Genomic DNA, 17,522 nt, shown 5'->3' with positions numbered 1-17,522 from the left:
TGGTTTGCCGGATGCCATGCGCAGTCTGGTCAAGGAGTATCCCCGCAATGGCTGGGAAAGAAACGCCAACTATTCGCATCTGATCGCCTTTTGGCTGGATCGCCATTTGATGTTTCGAAAGCTGCTGGATCAATTGGATGCCGACGTCAAAGCAGCGCTAGACGGGAACGATGCGCAAGACGACTATAAACGCAAGCTTAGCCGATTTGGCGGAATGTTGATTAATCAATTGCACGGGCATCATCAGATCGAAGATGCACAGTACTTCCCGGTAATGTCGCAGCTTGATCAAAGCGCCGCGCGGGGCTTTGATATCCTGGACGCCGACCATCACAGCCTTGACGGGATTTTGGCGGATCTGGCGGACACCGCAAATGCCGTCTTGCAATATCAGGGCAAGCAGGCCGGTTTCATTGACACTACGGCCGCGATGAAGGGTCGATTGGATGCGTTCCGGCCCATGCTGAACCGCCATTTAGTCGATGAAGAGGAATTGGTCGTTCCAGTCCTTTTGAAATACGATCCACCGCAGTTTCGCTAGGGTCTAACGCACCCAAACTTCGACCCTCCGGTTGGCTTGCCGGCCCCAGGCGCTGTCGTCACACGCCATGGGCATCGCTTCGCCAAAGGCATCGACATCCAGCACCACGCGCTCCAAATTGACGGTGACCGCAGCGGTAATAACAGCACGGCGCACCGCCTCGGCACGGCGCAGGGCGATCTCGCGGTTGGCATCCGCCGCCCCGTCGCCGTCGCTGAACCCCACAAACAGCAAACGACGCGCGTCGTATTGGCCAACCTCAAGCGCGCGGGCCAACTGCTGCACGTTGGACCGCGATTGCGCGTCCAGACGGGCCGACCCGGCCTCGAAGCGGAATGAGGTTGAAAGCCGCGCCATCGGCTTGAGCGTCGCCGTCATGCGTTGCAATTCCTCAAGGGTGATATCGGCCCCTGCAACCGTGATCGCGTTGGTAAAACGGTTGCCTTGATCTTCGACGGGTATTTCTTCAGGCGTCTGGTCAACAAAACCTGCGCGGCGGATCACGATTTGTGCGGTTGGGCTGCGGGTGAAGGCCAGAAATTCACGCGCAGCTTGCGGCAGGCGCCGTGCGGGAAAATACAAAAACATCGGCGCGGTCAAAGGGTAATCTTCGGTCTTTATCGCACGGCGCGATACGTCCAGCGAAAAACCACAGGTGCCCGTCAGGGTCAGGATCGCCATATTGCGCCGCTCCGCGTAGCTGGTGATGCCGATGGCAAAGGGGTCCTTGGCCACGGCCTTGGCCAGATCGGCCGGGAAAGGATGGCGGGTGACGGCTTTGGACAGCTCTAGGCCTGACGGGCGCAGCACCTGATCTGCGATCGCCTGCGCAAGGCCGCTGCTATCATCTGGCAAATGCAGGTCAATCGGGGCATCCGGCCCGCCCAAAACGTTCCAGTTAGTGATTTTCCCCGCAAAGACCTGCGCCAGCATCAGCGGCGAAATTCCACGCACGGGGTTAGACGCTGACACCACAGGCACAACAGCATCCAGCGCCAATACGCGACTGCGGTTCAGGCCAGTCATGTCACCCAACCCCGCCTCGCGGGCGCGCTGCCGTTCATCAGGGCGCATTTCGCGCAAAGACATCACGATGTCGGCCTCGTCCGCCAGCAAATCGGCAAAACCTTCATCGGTGTTGCTGGCACGGAACATGAACCGCGCAATGGTTTTATTGGATTTCTGGTCGACCAGCACAAAGGTAAAGCGATTTTCGTCTTCGTCCTGACGCGTCGCACGATAGCCATTGCGGGTGGCAAAGGCGTCAATCAGCGCAGGCATCAGGATCTTGCCCATCGTCGCAGAACCGGACAGCCACAGTTCGGCAACAAAATTCTCGAGGTTGGGGCACCCCGGTCCGGCACAGTCAACGCCCGTGCCGTCGATGGTCAATTCGCCGTATTCCGTTTCGATACGATAGAAAACGCCGTCAAAACCCAGAAGCGTACCGCTGAGTTCGATTTTGCCATCCCTCGAGGTCAGCGCGACGTCTTGCGCCGCTGCATACTGCACACCCTGAAACAGGAAAAGTGCGGCGCAAACCGCCGCACGTAGTATCGTGATCATGTGACCCCAGATGTTGCCTTAGTTGCTGGCAACCTTCAGGTCTTCCAACAGATTATTCAACACTAGAAAGCTACCAATCGCATCACAATCGGGCACGGCAAGGCTTAAATCCTTGGTTTTGGTTCCTCTCGTGCCGCGCATCTCAAGCGAACGGGCCTCGATCTCTTGGCCACAATTTGCAGCGATCACCTCTGTTTCGACGCTCAGCTCGACAGCACCGCCGGCGGTCTCCATCGCGGCGGGGAATGTATATACTTCGGCAAGCAGGGGATCTGCGGCACTAAGGTCGCCGTTCATGGTCATAAAACCGCCCTCGCCGGTGATCGCAGAAGCGATATCGCGTGGCTTGCCCGACCATACATGACCGCCGCCATTGTAATCCGATCCGAATTCTAGTGCATGGATTTGGAACCCCGTATCGCCTTTCCACTGCAAAACCACTCGGTTGAAATCGGCAATATCTTCGACCATGGCTTGGGCCACTGCGCCATCCCCGTTGCCAAAGGCAAAGACAAAGACTGCCGTTTCGGCAAGCGCTGGCACAGCAATATCCAGCGCGCCCGTGCGCGACGTGGTTTGGGTAAAGATCATGCCATTGTGGTGGACCGTGACCCGTTCATTCGGCAGGCAGGGCGCATCAAGCGTGACATTCACCATCGCCGCCGCCATTGGGCGCGCATTTGCAGTGATATCGCACTCTGCACCGACAACATCAGGAGAGGCACCCGGAACGGGTGCTGCAATTTCTGGGGCCGCGGTCTTGATAACCTGAATATCCGTTTCAGGCAGACGCACGCTGTTGCCCAATTCACCAATGCTGAAATCGGCAGACGTCAGCGTGATATCCTGGACTTCCAACATGGTGGTATCAGCATCCAGCGCCTGAAGTTCGCGTTCCTGAACCGCAGCATCGGATGCAGCACCATAGCGTTCGTTCGCTGCATCAGAGCTTTGCATCACAAAGCCAATGCCGATCGCACATCCCAAAGTGCCTGCGGCTGTCATGATCTCTTTAATGTGCGGCATAGGGTGACCTCGCTCGGATTAATCTCCGGTTAAGATCGCTTAAGACCGCGGCAGAGGTATGGCCAACAGGTGAAAAGAACGGGGCAACATCAAGGCAGCATCATGATGCCGCCCTTGACGTTTAGCTGTCGTAATAGCCACGACCATAAGCCGCGAAAGACCCTGAATCGCCACCATACCCGTAGCTTTTCATGCCCTTTTCATTGATCTGGCTTAGAACCAGACCCGTGATGCGCTGGTTCGAGTTGTGGAAGAATCGCATGGATTCTTCGACCAGCGCTTTGCTGGTGCTGTCCCATTTCACCGAAAACAGAATCGCATCGGCATTTTCTGCAATGATCCGCGCATCAGGGACAACCAGCACTGGCGGGGTGTCGATGATAATGAAATCGTACTTCTGGCGCATTTCGGCGATGAACTTCTTGAACGTATCGGATGAAAACAGATCGGCAGCGTTCACGTTTGTCTTTTCACCGGCCAGAATATCAGCCTCGAACCCTTTGGGCCGATGGATGGCGTCCTCAAACTTTACATCGCCGTTCAGCACCGATGCGATGCCTGTCTTCGGCAATGTCGGGAAATATTCATTCAACGTCCTGCGGCGAATATCGCCTTCGACCAGCAGAACCGACTTGCCCAGACCAGACAGGAATTTGGCCAGTGACAGCGATACCGTCGTCTTGCCCTCGCCGGGGATCGACGAAGTCGACAGAATAACCTGCGGTTTTTTATCGACACTGGACAGCATCAAGGACGTGCGCAGGTTGCGAATGGATTCAGCCGCAGCCGAGGTCGGTTTTTCTGATAGATACGACAGTGTATCCAGACGCGCACGCGACGGAATCAGGGGAATCTGGCCAATCACCGTATAGCCTGTGTGCTGCTCAAGCTCACTGGCTGTACGGAATGTGCTTGTTTTCATTTCCCGATACAGCACGATGCACGACCCAAGGAACGCACCAAGAACAAACCACATCGCAATGATCCGTGTTTTGCGCGGCGCGCTCGGGGCCCCCGGAATGACGGCTTTGGACAACAACCGGCTGTCTGCTTTTTGGATACCCTCTTGGGCTGATGTTTCCTTGAGGCGGGTCAAGAAATACTCATAGAGCAAACGCGTCGCCTCTGCCTCGCGGGTGAGCTGCTGCAAGGCAATCAAATCCTGTCCTTGTTTTACAACTTGATCTGAAACGTCTTCCTCTGAAGTCCGAAGCGCGGTGAGCTGTTGGTTCGACCGCAGCAAATCGGCTTGGGCACGTTCGACCAAGGCAGCATAGCGGGATCCGAATAGATTCCGGTTCGTTTCACTATCAAGGCCCCCGTTTGCGATCCGGTCCAATGTCGCGTCATTGGCAGCCTTCAACTTTGCTTCATCGGACTCGGCCTCTAACAAGGTGGCAAGCCGGGCTTCGATCAGGGTGTTCGCAGTCTCTGCACTTGCAATACGGTCTCTCAGGTCCTTGATCTGACGTTCAAGCGCTTGCAGTGCCTCTACCGACACAAGCTGTGTTTGCGCCGTAAAACCAGACACTTTCTTTTCTGCTGTCTCCAGCTCGATCTGCAGTTCGGATACCCGGTTACTCAGCCATTCTGTCGCTTTTTCCGTCGCCTCGAATTTAACTTCGATCTGATTCAGGATGTAAAGTTCGACAAATGTATCTGCGATCAGCGCAGATTTGACCGGTGATTCAGATTCAACAGTAACGTTGAAAACCAGACTTCTTGTGATGTTTCGGATACCGACCTTGCTAAGAAGGCTTGCAACGACATTATCGCGAATGCGCGTCTGCATCAGTTCACTCTCGGGCGCAAAAGCCGTCGGAGCATCACCAGAAGAAATTAGATTGCTTACCCGCGCCTTGAGCGCAGCAATCATGCCCGGCTTTCTCAGGCGCGAGTTAAATTCAGGGTCCTCGATAAGATTTAGCCGATCAACGACTTTGCCAGCAAGGCCACGCGACCTAAGAACTTCGACTTCGGTGTTCACCGCCGTCGCATCGCCGGAGAATCCGCCAACAACCGCTTGCAGGTCGACGACCTTGTCCTGCTGGGTTTCCAAAATTACGACGGCCGTGGAACGATACAGCGGAACAGCAACACTATAAGCATAGTACCCCGCCAGAAACACGGCGATGGCGGTCACAAGAGCGATAATCCATTTACCGCGCCAAAGAGTGCTGACCATCGCGCTGATGTTGATACTTTCGTCACCATCCCCTTGGGTGGATGCAAAATTTTGTGAGCTCTGGTTTATCATGTTCAGCTTGTCCAATTATCGAAGCCAGAAAATGACTTACTCGATCTTGCTTTCTCAAAGACCTTAACGAACAAGCGGTGAAATTCCCACCGTATTCCCCAAGTGTCTCCTATTTTTGGGTGCCTCCAAAAGCACGGCTTTCGTAAAGGTAAACTTTTAACGAACAATCAGGTACTTGCTCAATCGAAAGTTGCTTGTCCAGCCCTGAAACAACCCGAAACAAGCGATCTTTCGCTTTTACTTAAGACCCTCTCGGGCGATAAAGCTGGCCAGATCCAAAATCAACTGACCCCGTGCGGCAGCAATCGCAGCCGGGCCACCCTTGGGGTCATAGGCAACCGTCAGATCGAAAAGCCCGGACCGTTCGCGCCGGCCATCAGCAACCGCGACGAAATACTGGCCAGACGCCGTGAACTGGCCCGCATCCGAGGCCAGCAATTCGCTAAAGCGCACTTCAAGACGGGCATCGGGATAGGCCTCGAAGGGCCACGGTTCGGACGCGACACGACGATTTGTCAGGCGCGACAGGTTTTCGCTAAGTTCCAGTGCAACGGCACGACCCGGCGCATCTGCCCAAAGCTGGTTTGACGAACTGACCAAAGTCCCATTGCTTTTGCGAATGTGAATTTCATCGGCCGCCGCATAGCTGGGCAACGACACATCGCGCACTTCGACGGCAGCAAATCCAATGCTGACCTTGTCAGTTACCGCAGGCGACGTCACCGCAAAGCGATCCGCAGATCCACAGGCAACCAACGTCAATGTCAGTCCGACAGTTGCGATCGTTTTCAGAATGTTCATGTTTTACCGTCCCAGCAAAAGCGAATTGGGGTTACGTTCAATGGTGCGCGCCAAAGATGCAAGCGCATCGGCGGCTTTTTGGATATCGCGCATTGTGTCCTGCGCGGTCCGGCTGATCTGATCGCCTTGGTCAAACCCTTCGATGGTCCGGCTTGCCTGCGCGAACAGCGAGGACAGGCGATCAACGATCTGCGGCAGATCTTGCGCGGAAACGGCGATATTATCCGCGGCATTGCGCGCAGAAGCGAGCGTTTGGTTCACGTTCTCGATCGCCCCACCCTCGCGGAGTTCCTGCAAGGTATAGTTCAGTTCATCCAGCGCGTTTTTCAGCGATCCCGGCAAGGCGACCGCATCAGGCGTACCAATCACCTGATCCGCAGATCGGGTCAGGGCCGTCAGTTCGTCCACAAGTTGCTGCAATTCCAGTTCGCTGGCATTGGCCGCGACAGCCTGCATTTCGGTGATCAGCGCCGGTACACCTTCGGTCGAGGTACTAAAGGATTCAGCTGCTGCCGAAACGGAATCGACAGCATCCAGCAACCGCTTTGCCATCTGTTCCTGCTCAAGCGTCGCAACTAGGGTTTCGACACGCGACAGCGTCGCGTTCAGGGTCACGGGGATGTTTTTCACTGAATCCGATGAAACAAGGCCCGTGACTTCGTTGATCAGGGTCCGCACATCCTTGGGGGTTTTCTGCAATTCGTCACTGCCGATGAACATCTGCGCCGAATTCATCAACCCGATCGCGCTGTTCAGCAGCTCTTCGATTGGCAGATTATTTATCCGCGTGAATACGCCCTCGACCGTCGCGGCTGCATCGGATGTTTCGTTCTTGGTGGTCGGCATGACAGGAAATGCGTCTCCGACCGCAGCAAGACGGGCAGCGGGCGCATCCGGCACGATGACCATCTCGACCTTCAATCCCCCGGTCAGCAGACTGGCAGAGGCAAGCCGTGCCCGCAGTCCGTTTGCAACACGATCCTGCAACAGCGACAACGCGCTGGCAGCAGACACCTCGCCCGGCAGACCAAGCCGCGCGGGTTGGATCGACAGCGTCGCATTCAACCGCACACGGCTGTCGCCGAACTGGTTATAATCCACAATGCCTGACAGGGATTCAACTTCGCCGATATTCAATCCGCTCAGCTCGACGGGCGCACCAACGGCAAGCCCCGAAACGTTGTCTTCAAATATCACGCTAAGCTTTAGCGGGTCGACTTCTGAGGCATTAAAGACGGAACTGCGCGCGCCTTCCTTGCTTGGGAAAATCTCAAAGACGGTGCCATCCTGAACACGGTCGCCCCCCGACACAAAAGTATCAAAAGTGATGCCCCCACCGATCAGGGTTGCAATGGATTCAAAATCCACCTCGGCCCCGCCCGGCCCGATCGACAAGCTAAAGCCAGACGTGTCCCAAAAGCGGGTCGAACTGTTCACAAGATTGCGGTGCTCTTCGTAGATCAACGCCTCGACGATTGCAAAATTGCCGCGCGGTGCGATCTGTGCCTTGCCCAGACGGCCCACTTCGATGCCGCGATACAGGATCGGTGCATCGTCCGTCAGCTGGCCGGTGCCGACAGTACGAAAGGCAATCTGCAAGCCGGATTGCCCCGCACGGATCAGCGGTGCAGTGTCAGATCCGACAAAGCGGTCCGCGAATGTTCCCACTTCGGAATTCCACGATCCTTCAATGTAAACGCCGCTTAGGACCGTGCTTAGACCCGTGATCCCCTGCGCGGATACTTCGGGCTGGACGATCCAGAACGCAGCGCTGCTGTCGATGAACGGAGCAACGTTTTTGTCGACGCGGATCGTGGCCACGACCTTCCCCAACCCTTCGCTGAATCCGACTTCTTCGACGCGCCCCACCGTAACATCACGGTAGCGCAATTCGGTTTCTCCGGCTTTGATGCCAGCCCCTTTGTCGAATTCGACATAGATCTCGGGCCCGCGCGCGTTATAGCTGCTCCAGGCGACGCTTAGCGCTGCAAGCAGCGCCAAAACGGGAATGATCCAGACAAAAGATGCGCCGCTCAGGAACAGCCTGCGCGCAGATTTTACCGACACTTCGGGTGGCGTTTCAGTCATTTGATGGATCCCCATCCTTGGTCTGCTTATCCCAGATCAAGCGAGAATCGAACGCCTGCGCCGAAAGCATGGTAAAAATCACCGACAAAGCAAAAAACATGCTTGCCGGACCAGGGTTAATACTAGCGAGGGTGTCGAGTTGCACGAGCGAGGACAAAATCGCAACCACAAAGATATCAATCATCGACCATCGTCCGATATATTCGACGATCTCGTACATCACATGGCGTGCATGATTGCCCCCCGCGCCGTGCCTTTTAACGCTGACCGCAAGGTACGCGACGGCCCAAAATTTCGCGAGCGGGATCGCAACAGACGCCAGAAGAATGATGAACGCGATCCCGAATGCACCGTGCTGGGCCAATTCAACCGCCCCGCCGACAATGGTGCTTTCGTCGGACTGAAACAGCGTCTTTGTCTTGAGCATCGGATACATATTCGCCGGAACATAACACATCAGGCCGACGATCCAGAAGGCCCACACTTTTTGCAGGCTATGACTATCGCGCGACACCATCTTGTGCCCGCAACGCCCGCAGACCTGCGTGCCCAAGGGCCAAGCCCGAGTGCACCGCGTGCAAGCGACAAGGCCCATTTCCCGCGCGCTCAGGATTTTTTGGGGTGTTCCAGGGAATTCCATACCGACCACCTACACATAAAACTATCTTGCGCCACCAACAACACAACCAATCCCCCGAACATCCAGAACGCAGGACCAAAACCAACTGTGGCAAGATCGGCGATCTTGACCAGCGCCACCGCACAACCTAGCGCGAAAATCTCGGCCATCGACCAAGGCTGCAATGCTTGGGAAAGGCGAAATGCCTGCATCGCATGCCGCGCAGGGGGCAAATCCAGCACGACCGGCACCAAGACATACAGCGTCAGCATCGCCCGCATCAAAGGCACCACCATAATCAACCCGGCCGTCGCCAGCGCCAGCAGCACCAAAGGCCCGCTTGAGAATGCCAAAGCTGAATCAAACACAGAAACCGAGTTCTTGTTACCCGCCGCATCAATCGTCAGAAACGGAAAGAACGTCGCCCCGATAATCAAGATGAACGTGGCCAACGCGATCGCGATAATCTTGAGCCCTGCTTGCTGTCGCGGCGCGATCAACACGGTTTGACACCGCTGGCAAACTGCTTTTTCGCCCAGTTTCGGTTCTTTTAGATGATAGACGGCATCGCATTGCGGACAGATGATCAGCTCTGTCAGCGGAAGTGAGATATCAGGGTCAACTGTGTCTTTCATAGCGGGCTTATACAGAAGGATTTTTGCGGGTGATATCCAAAAATTTACACGGTTTAGTCATGTAATTGCGCCCCTCACCCCGGTTTTAAGGCTTTCTATTCTTGGCCGTTCAGGTAGGCGATGGATTGGTTTGCAGCGCTTGGTCGATGCTTTTTCCCAACTTCTCTACCAGCTCGTCAATTTGCGCATCCGAGATGATGAACGGCGGGGCCAGCAAGACGTGGTCGCCGGTCTTGCCGTCAATCGTGCCGGCCATCGGATAACAGATCAGGCCATTCTCGAACGCATGTTTCTTGATCTTGGCGGCAATCCCGCGTGACGGGTCAAAGGGTTCTTTCGTTTCTCGGTTGGCGACCATCTCGACCCCCACAAACAACCCGCGTCCGCGAATATCGCCTACGTTCGGATGCTGACCAAACGCGGTGTTCAACGCGGCGCGCAACCGGTCGCCTTGCCGCTGCACATTTGACAGCAAATCGCGCTCCAACACGGCGGACACCACGGCAACACCGGCCGCTGCCGCCGTCGGGTGGCCGATATAGGTATGCCCGTGCTGGAAAAATCCAGTGCCGTCCTGGATGGCTTGATAGATATGCGCCGTACACAGCATCGCCCCGATTGGCTGGTATCCGCCCCCCAATCCTTTGGCGATGCACAGGATATCTGGGGTCACGTCCTCTTGCGAACAGGCAAACAACGCGCCTGTTCGCCCCATGCCGCACATGACCTCGTCCAAGATCAGCAACACGCCGTATTGATCGCAGATCTCGCGGATGCGTTTGAAATATCCCGGCGCTGCGGTCAGCGCGCCGGATGTGGCCCCCACCACAGGTTCTGCGATGAACGCCATAACGGTTTCGGGGCCAACCCGAAGCAGTTCTTCTTCCAGCAAGTTGGCGGCGCGCAGGCCATATTCTTCGGCCGTTTCGCCGTCATGTCTCAGACGGTATTCATAGCACGGATCAATGTGGCTGATGTCCAACAGCAAGGGCGCGAATTGGGCGCGGCGCCATTCATTGCCGCCTGCCGAAAGCGCGCCTATGGTATTCCCGTGATAGCTTTGCTTGCGGGCGATGATGCGACCGCGTTCGGGCTGGCCGCGTTCAACATGATATTGGCGGGCCAGTTTCAACGCGGCTTCGACGGCTTCGGAGCCGCCAGAAACCAGATACACGCGGTCCAGATCGCCGGGTGCATGTTCGATCAACAGATCGGCCAAGGTTTCGGCAGGTTCGGACGTAAAGAACCCTGTGTGCGCATAGGCAAGATGATCAAGTTGGTTCTTGATCGCCTTGATCACCGCCACGTCCCCGTGGCCAAGACATGACACCGCCGCACCGCCCGAGGCGTCCAGATATTGCTTGCCGCTGGCATCGGTCAGGTAACATCCCTCGCCGCTTACGGCGACGGGCGGCAGGTTGCGGGTGTGGCGGGGGAAAATATGCGACATGTGAGTTTCCTTGGCTAAGGGTTTAGGCAGCACCGGGCAGCAACACATTGCGCGACCCTTCCTCAAACTTATCAATCGTGTGGGACCAGACAGTCCCCGGCCAGCGCAGTTCCATCTCGCGTTTGCGCGGGCGGTAAACAGCAGTGTAAAGCGTGCCGAAACCGGCGCTGAACTGGTGCGAATACAGCGGTGGCTTCAGAAACGTCCCGATGAATTTTTCCTCGGGGTCGCGGTGGAAACGCAGGCGTTGCAGCAAATAGCGTTCACGTTCCACCGTGGCAGTAAAGCGCGCATGGCTGATCCATTCGACAGTTTCCTGATGGTTGGTGGCCACCGCCGCATTGGTGATAATCGTCTCGCGGTCAGGTGCCATGAACGCGGTCAGATATTTGCGTTTGCGGTCCAGGACGGTGACATTATAGCTCATGTGGGTCGGCACACGCGCCAAAACTTTGCCCGCCTGTTCCGCTGTCTCGCAGGTTTGCAGGACATAGCGCAGGATCAGCGGCACGCCAAAACCGATGCCCACAACCCGCCTGCCGCCAAAGGTCAGCGAAATCGACAAGCCTGCGTCATTCACCCCGTCGACCAGCCCGAATAGCCCGTCAGACGTGCCCATCACCTTGCGCCCCTGCCAGCCGGTATGCAGCAGCAGGCTGTCAAAAGCGTTGGTGTTATAGTCATAGTTTCGCACAAGAACCGGTTCTTTGCCGCCCCAGACCGCTTGACTACAACCTGACAGATAAGGGGGCGGGCAATAGAAGCTTAGGAACCGCGCCGCCAAATCACTGCCGCCGGCCTTTTCGCACAGGTCTTCGTACAAGGGGATGATTTCGGGCATGTGCTTTTTAAGCGCGCGCACACATTCGGCATAGGTTGGGCGCGCAGCTTCACCCTCCTTCAGCCACCATTTACGGTAGTGAGGCCAGTATTCGGCGAAAAGCCCGGCCCATTTCGGACCGGGCAATTCTTCTGATATGGCACGCCAAAGCATGTGCTGGCCTCTCAAGCCTTAGAGGATTTTGAACGCCGGATCAGACATCGCTGGCCCTGCTTCTGCAACAGGCAAGGGGCGTCCGTTGACCGACTGCTTGATACCGTGGATCCACTTTTTCGCGCGATCATTCAACTGGAATGCTTTGGTCATCGACCGGCCACGGGTCACAAGAATACCGATGTCGGCCCCTTCATAGCGGTAATCACCCGGCTGGAGGATGCGCAAGAAGAACGCTTCGTTTTCGGATTCAACCGCACGACGGTGATAGTCGAAACGGTCAAACACAACGCGGCCATCTTCGAGCATTTTGTAGATGCCGGTTTCAGGCGCTTCGGTACAGATATCAACGCTGTCCTCAGTGTGTTTGATGACCATCTGCGACCAGCTATCGATCATGTCCGGGTCGGCCCAGCGATTGTTCAGCTCTGTCGTGTCCAGTTTGAATTTCTTCTTAGAGAACTCAAGCAGGTGGAACAAGAACAACGGCGCATCCGCATGGGCAAATGCCGCGTGGTTGGTCATGGATGACGCACCGGTAATGCGCGGGTTCAATTCGCCCAACCAGATGTCACCGGTCTTTTTGTCGATCAGGAAATCCAGCTCAAAGTAACCACGGTAGCCTTCTTTGCGCAGTTGTTCACCGAATTTGAACGTCAGTTCACGGGCCTTTTGGCGGACCTTGGGCGGGAAAGCCGTGGACAGGATTTCATTGCCACACCAGCCGCCGCGATAGGGCGTCAGGTCTTTGAAACCAACAAGTTCCGTCATCAACGGACCAACGATCGTCCCTTCCGAAGTGGCGCAGGCCTCGATCGCGGAACCGCGGCAATCAATGCGCTTCATGATCTTGATCTCGCCTTCGCCGACGATCTCGGATTCATGGCGGCGGAAGTCTGCCTCGGATTTGATAAAGAACGTGGTGTGGCCGCTGTCGCCAAAGGCGGATTGCAGGACCAGATCATGCCCGATGCCTGCCTTTTCGCAGGTTTTCTTGAGGTCTTCGTAATCCTTAACCTCGGCCAATACGTTTGGCACCGATGGCACGCCGGCCTTGTTACCGATCCGCACGGTTTCGATCTTGTTGTCCATCTTGGTGCGCAGCTTGGCCTTGGGGAACCAGACATCGGCACCAAGTTCTTTTGACAGACGTTCGGTTTCTTCGTCGAACATCAGGAACACAAACTTGGGCTTGCCGCCGCGACGTTTGATAAAGTCGATGACCTCTTTGTGCTGCAGCAGATAGTTGTTGATGTCTTCGATGGACTGGAATTCTGCGTGCGGCTGTTCGGACGGGCAGAACACGTTCGGGTGCTTGCCGCCGTAGCAGTCGATGTAGCAGATGTATTTAAAATTCTTCACCCATTCATCGAGGCCCAACAGGTTAAAGTTGGTCGCAGAAATGAAATATACAGGGTCCTCGTTTCGGTGAAAGAACCGGCGGATTTCCGAGATATTCTTGAGAACAGTCGTGGTCATAGGTTTGGGTCCTTTTCTTATTCAGGTGAAGACGAAAGATTTTTCTTCCGCACGCGTTTCAGCGCTGCTTCGGTAAAGACACGTAGCCCCAGATCGGGGCGATAGCCGTGGATTTCGCTCACATCCAAGGCCCGCATGAATGCCAGAATTTCCTGACTGACCACCTGTCCGGGGACAAGGATCGGAAAGCCGGGCGGGTACGGGATGATAAAACTGGCAGAGACGACCGTTTTTCCTGCATCCATAGCCTCGCGAAGGGTGCCATTAAGGTCAAGGTAGTCGGTGTTCTTCTCGTCATATGACAGGAAGAACGCGGTCCGGATATCACCTTCGGATGTGACGTTATCGTTGCGGAATGCCTCGTGAAAGCGGCTGAAATCGGGCAAAGGCGGATAGTTTTCCATCAGGTTCGACACACGATTGTCGAACGACCGACGCTCCATCTTGCTGGCGTCATCCAGCAGATCATCCAGTGATTTGGCGATCTCGACCAAGACTTCGATCAGATAGGCGACCGATGACCGCGTGGTCCCGATGTTGGTCATGAACAACACGGTATTGCGCGAGGTCTTGTTGATCTGGATTCCGTATTTATCCATCAAGATATCGGTCTTGAACGTGTCACCGTCCCAGCCCGTGCCGCCAACCAGCAAGGTCACTCGGCTGGCATCAAGGACAAACTGGTCTTTTTCCCAGCAGTCCCACATATCGGTCCAGCCCTGTTCCTGATCGTAATAGCTGGTAACCCCGCTTTCGCGATATTCTTCGGGGATCATATCGCCTGCGGTCAGCACCTTGAAGTATTTCGACAGCAGCGGATGGTCAGCAATCGCGCGGCGCATGGACAAGGCTGCCTCGATCTGGCGCTGGACGAATTCGAACCCTTCCAGTTCGACCTGACGCCGCCCCACATCCAAGGACGCGATGATCTGGTAGTTTGGCGAAGTCGACGTGTGGGTCATATAGGCTTCGTGGAAGGACTGTTCGACCTCGCCCTTGAAGTCCTGATCGTTGACGTGAATCATAGACCCTTGGCGCAAGGATGTCAGCGTTTTGTGGGTCGATTGCGTGGTATAGACCCTAACCCGCGACTTGGGCGACGGGATCAGGCGCGTGTTCAGCAGCGTTTCATCATCCGCATCTTTCAGCTTGGCCTGCTGTTTCTCATAGGCTTCGGCGTGCTTGGTCGATTTGAACTTTTCACGCAGAGTATTGGCGGCGTTCATACCAGTGCGCTGGCGGTAAGTCGGGTTGAACCGCGCAAAGGCGAACCATGCTTCGTCCCACAGGAAAATCAGATCGGGCTTGATCGCCAGACATTCTTCCATGACGCGCTCGACATTATAGACCAGACCGTCAAACGTACAGTTGGTCAGCAGCAACATGCGCACCTGATCCAGCTTGCCAGCGGCTTTAAGCGCCAGCAGCTGGTGCTTGATCTCGCGCAGCGGGACAGCACCGTACATGGAGTATTCGTTCAACGGATAGCTGTCCAAGTAACAGACCTGCGCACCCGCCAGCACCATGCCGTAATGGTGCGACTTGTGGCAGTCACGGTCGACCAGCACAATGTCACCGGGGCGCACCAACGCCTGAACGACGATCTTGTTACAGGTCGATGTGCCGTTGGTGGCAAAGAACGTCTGTTTGGACCCAAATGCCCGCGATGCAAGTTCTTGTGCCTCTTTGATGGGGCCATGCGGTTCCAGCAGACTATCCAGACCACCCGACGTGGCAGAGGTTTCGGCAAGGAAGATATTAGGCCCGTAGAACGCGCCCATGTCCTGAATCCAATGCGACCGGGTGATCGACTTGCCGCGGCTGATCGGCATGGCGTGGAAAACACCGGTTGGCTGTTTGGAATACTCGACAAGCGCCGTAAAGAACGGCGATTTGTTGCGGGCCTGAACGCCGCGCAGGATGTTCAGGTGCAGTTCCATAAAGTCTTCTTGGTTATAGAAAACCCGACGGCAGATCCCCAGATCAAGGCCCGCGATGTCTTCGACCGACCGTTCGGTCACCAGATAGGCGTCCAGTTCGGGGCGCACCTTGGCGATCATCCGGCACAGTTCGGGGCCATAGTTTTCCGGCTGAAGCTTGTCTATCTCTTCCTGACCACCGGCGCGGGCCAATGAGCGGGCCAGGATCGGTTCATCCATCTTTGACTTTAGCGTCAAACCGGGCCGTACCACGATGGCCTGAATGTTGTGGTTAAACAGAACCGCAATCAGCGCATCCTCGATGGATTTGACCACAACCGCTTCATAGTGGAACGGATCTTCGACGCGGCGCATGCGGCTGACGTTCGATTTCAACCAGCGTTCCTGCTGTTCGCTGACGTCATCAACGATCAGCACTTCGAAATAGGGCTTGGTCAGGGCGCGCGCTTCTGGGGAAAGCATCGCCTCGTCGTCATGTTCTTCGTGATCAATGCTGTCGCGCTCCAACGGGATCGACCGACGGCGATAGGCACCGGTGGTCAAGGCGCGCGTGATACGGTTTACAGCAAATGACAGGTCATCAAAGCTATTGTGGTTCAGCATGCGTTGTAGATGCTCAAACGCGGGCATGCCGGGAAACGCCCAATAGGGTTCGATAAACGAGAGCGATGTGAACAGCGCATGGCATTTGCTGCGCAGGAAATCGATCTCTTCTTTTTTGGGGTCACGGGTCAAGGCCATCGTGGCCTCGCGCAGTGCGCTCCACCGGTCAGACCGAAGTTGGATCGCCGAGGAATAATCGTTCATAGAATGCATCAATCGTACTCCGCTATGGGCGTTACACTGCTGCATCTTGGGGTCCGGCCAAGGATGGTCGGACCCCAAAGCGACAGCTTAGCCGCTGGGTGATTCATCTGTTCCCGGCAATACGCCGGGCTTTGCAGGTGGATTAGGTGTCGCCGCAGTCGGAACTACGGGTGCAGGGGCATGGGCGTGCATCGCTGCCGTCCCTGCTGTTTCATTTGCAAGTGGTTCCGGCGCGAATCCAGGCTGGGCCAGCGCGAAACCGGGGGCCGCATCCTGACCTTTGAACGCAGGGACGTGCGGCACACGCTGTGCAGGTACATCGACGAACAATCCCGCACGCGACCCCTGAACCGGCACCTCAAGAGGGCCAAGCGTGTTCAAATAGGCGTCTGTCCCGCTGTTGCGATCGTAGATCGAGAAATCAGTCGACCGGTCGCGGAAGGATTTCAGTACCTGGCCCAAACCTTTCATCCCGGTCTCGCGCTGACGGCGGACCATGGACATATCAACTTCAATCGGGAACATGTCTTCTTGGCCCGCAGATTGGTGCAAGACCATCGACGTAGGATCGACAACCAGCGATTTACCAACGCCACCTGCGCCCAAACCGTTCACCGCAAACACATAACACTGGAATTGCGCGGCAGTTGCACGTGCGATGGCCAGTTCGGCATCGCGGTCAGTTGTACCGGTCAGCACTGGGGTCAAAAGAACTTCGACACCTTGGCTGGTCAGCTGGCGTGTGGTTTCAGGGAACCACATATCATAGCAGATCGACAGACCGAAACGGCCAACATCCGGCACGTCAAAGACGCAAAATTCAGTACCTGCCGCGATGCCGGATTCGTAGGGCCGGAACGGGAACATCTTGGCGTAACGGCGGATGATCTCGCCCTCGGGGTTGATCACGACGGCGGTGTTATACACACGGCCATCGACCGGATCTTTCAGAAACATCGATCCCGGGATCAGCCAAACGCGGTGCTTGAGCGCGGCGGCCTGAAACTTCTCTAGGGTTTCGTTTTCCGGTGGCAATGCAAAACGGTCAAGCGGACCAAACGGGGTCAATTCAGAAAACAGGACCATCTGGGTCCATGGGAAACGCGCCATCAGGATATCCAGACGCTGGATCATTCCATCCACGTTAGATTCCAAGGCATTTACGTACATTTGTACGCCGGCAATCGCAAAAGGTGTCATCAAAACTCACTCCGACCAAGGGGGGCGCACGGGTCGGAAAAAGTCCGGCCAGATGCCCCTGTTGGCCCGTCCATATCCCCATCTTTGAGAATATTAAACAGGGGAGTTAGCGTCAACTC

13 protein-coding genes are annotated in these 17,522 nt (G+C 56.0%); 1 reads left to right on the top strand and 12 read right to left on the bottom strand.

Annotated elements, in window-relative coordinates; genetic code table 11:
- Positions 1-541, top strand: a 541-nt coding sequence (locus ABYT07_RS02765) for a hemerythrin domain-containing protein (RefSeq protein WP_372989288.1), incomplete at its 5' end; no start/stop codon positions are given.
- A 3-nt stretch (positions 542-544) separates the two neighbouring features.
- Here ABYT07_RS02765 and ABYT07_RS02760 read toward each other — a convergent pair.
- From ABYT07_RS02760 to ABYT07_RS02705, 12 genes are all read right to left on the bottom strand, one after another.
- Positions 545-2,107: a phosphate ABC transporter substrate-binding/OmpA family protein gene (locus ABYT07_RS02760; RefSeq protein ID WP_372989286.1), complete on the bottom strand. Its 1,563-nt coding sequence runs from the start codon at positions 2,105-2,107 to the stop codon at positions 545-547.
- A gap of 18 nt (positions 2,108-2,125) precedes the next feature.
- On the bottom strand, positions 2,126-3,133 hold the full coding sequence (locus ABYT07_RS02755) for a hypothetical protein (RefSeq protein ID WP_372989284.1): 1,008 nt from the start codon (positions 3,131-3,133) through the stop codon (positions 2,126-2,128).
- Positions 3,134-3,254: 121 nt separating this feature from the next.
- Positions 3,255-5,390, bottom strand: coding sequence for a polysaccharide biosynthesis tyrosine autokinase (locus ABYT07_RS02750; RefSeq protein ID WP_372989282.1), 2,136 nt, complete (start codon positions 5,388-5,390; stop codon positions 3,255-3,257).
- 237 nt (positions 5,391-5,627) lie between these two features.
- Positions 5,628-6,191: a membrane integrity-associated transporter subunit PqiC gene (locus ABYT07_RS02745; protein ID WP_372989280.1), complete on the bottom strand. Its 564-nt coding sequence runs from the start codon at positions 6,189-6,191 to the stop codon at positions 5,628-5,630.
- A 3-nt stretch (positions 6,192-6,194) separates the two neighbouring features.
- On the bottom strand, positions 6,195-8,279 hold the full coding sequence (locus ABYT07_RS02740) for an MlaD family protein (protein WP_372989278.1): 2,085 nt from the start codon (positions 8,277-8,279) through the stop codon (positions 6,195-6,197).
- Positions 8,272-8,874 carry a paraquat-inducible protein A gene (locus ABYT07_RS02735; RefSeq protein WP_372989292.1) on the bottom strand — a complete coding sequence of 201 codons (603 nt, stop codon included), beginning with the start codon at positions 8,872-8,874 and terminating at the stop codon, positions 8,272-8,274. The genes ABYT07_RS02740 and ABYT07_RS02735 overlap by 8 nt, the downstream gene beginning before the upstream one ends.
- Before the next feature lie 11 nt (positions 8,875-8,885).
- Positions 8,886-9,533, bottom strand: coding sequence for a paraquat-inducible protein A (locus ABYT07_RS02730; protein WP_372989276.1), 648 nt, complete (start codon positions 9,531-9,533; stop codon positions 8,886-8,888).
- Between the two features lie 109 nt (positions 9,534-9,642).
- Positions 9,643-10,983 (bottom strand): aspartate aminotransferase family protein, encoded by a 1,341-nt coding sequence (locus ABYT07_RS02725; protein WP_372989274.1) that lies wholly within the window; start codon positions 10,981-10,983, stop codon positions 9,643-9,645.
- A gap of 22 nt (positions 10,984-11,005) precedes the next feature.
- The gene (locus tag ABYT07_RS02720) at positions 11,006-11,977 is read right to left on the bottom strand and encodes a C45 family autoproteolytic acyltransferase/hydolase (RefSeq protein ID WP_372989272.1); all 972 of its coding nucleotides are present in this window, start codon (positions 11,975-11,977) and stop codon (positions 11,006-11,008) included.
- Positions 11,978-11,995: 18 nt separating this feature from the next.
- Positions 11,996-13,456, bottom strand: coding sequence for a biotin carboxylase (locus ABYT07_RS02715; RefSeq protein ID WP_372989270.1), 1,461 nt, complete (start codon positions 13,454-13,456; stop codon positions 11,996-11,998).
- 17 nt (positions 13,457-13,473) lie between these two features.
- Positions 13,474-16,212, bottom strand: coding sequence for an aminotransferase class I/II-fold pyridoxal phosphate-dependent enzyme (locus ABYT07_RS02710; RefSeq protein ID WP_372989268.1), 2,739 nt, complete (start codon positions 16,210-16,212; stop codon positions 13,474-13,476).
- A gap of 78 nt (positions 16,213-16,290) precedes the next feature.
- Positions 16,291-17,403: a carbon-nitrogen hydrolase family protein gene (locus tag ABYT07_RS02705; RefSeq protein ID WP_372989266.1), complete on the bottom strand. Its 1,113-nt coding sequence runs from the start codon at positions 17,401-17,403 to the stop codon at positions 16,291-16,293.
- Between the last annotated feature and the right edge of the window lie 119 nt (positions 17,404-17,522).

It is taken from the genome of Sulfitobacter sp., assembly GCF_041552635.1.
In the GTDB taxonomy this organism is placed as follows: domain Bacteria; phylum Pseudomonadota; class Alphaproteobacteria; order Rhodobacterales; family Rhodobacteraceae; genus Sulfitobacter.
This window is presented reverse-complemented; position numbering and strand designations above follow the sequence as displayed.

Excerpts from the sequence above, each read along its gene's own strand:
- ABYT07_RS02755 (WP_372989284.1), bottom strand. The coding sequence starts at position 3,133 with ATGCCGCACATTAAAGAGATCATGACAGCCGCAGGCACTTTGGGATGT.
- ABYT07_RS02715 (WP_372989270.1), bottom strand. The coding sequence starts at position 13,456 with ATGACCACGACTGTTCTCAAGAATATCTCGGAAATCCGCCGGTTCTTT.
- ABYT07_RS02720 (WP_372989272.1), bottom strand. The coding sequence starts at position 11,977 with ATGCTTTGGCGTGCCATATCAGAAGAATTGCCCGGTCCGAAATGGGCC.
- ABYT07_RS02750 (WP_372989282.1), bottom strand. The coding sequence starts at position 5,390 with ATGATAAACCAGAGCTCACAAAATTTTGCATCCACCCAAGGGGATGGT.
- ABYT07_RS02705 (WP_372989266.1), bottom strand. The coding sequence starts at position 17,403 with ATGACACCTTTTGCGATTGCCGGCGTACAAATGTACGTAAATGCCTTG.
- ABYT07_RS02745 (WP_372989280.1), bottom strand. The coding sequence starts at position 6,191 with ATGAACATTCTGAAAACGATCGCAACTGTCGGACTGACATTGACGTTG.
- ABYT07_RS02735 (WP_372989292.1), bottom strand. The coding sequence starts at position 8,874 with ATGGGCCTTGTCGCTTGCACGCGGTGCACTCGGGCTTGGCCCTTGGGC.
- ABYT07_RS02730 (WP_372989276.1), bottom strand. The coding sequence starts at position 9,533 with ATGAAAGACACAGTTGACCCTGATATCTCACTTCCGCTGACAGAGCTG.
- ABYT07_RS02760 (WP_372989286.1), bottom strand. The coding sequence starts at position 2,107 with ATGATCACGATACTACGTGCGGCGGTTTGCGCCGCACTTTTCCTGTTT.
- ABYT07_RS02710 (WP_372989268.1), bottom strand. The coding sequence starts at position 16,212 with ATGCATTCTATGAACGATTATTCCTCGGCGATCCAACTTCGGTCTGAC.
- ABYT07_RS02725 (WP_372989274.1), bottom strand. The coding sequence starts at position 10,983 with ATGTCGCATATTTTCCCCCGCCACACCCGCAACCTGCCGCCCGTCGCC.
- ABYT07_RS02740 (WP_372989278.1), bottom strand. The coding sequence starts at position 8,279 with ATGACTGAAACGCCACCCGAAGTGTCGGTAAAATCTGCGCGCAGGCTG.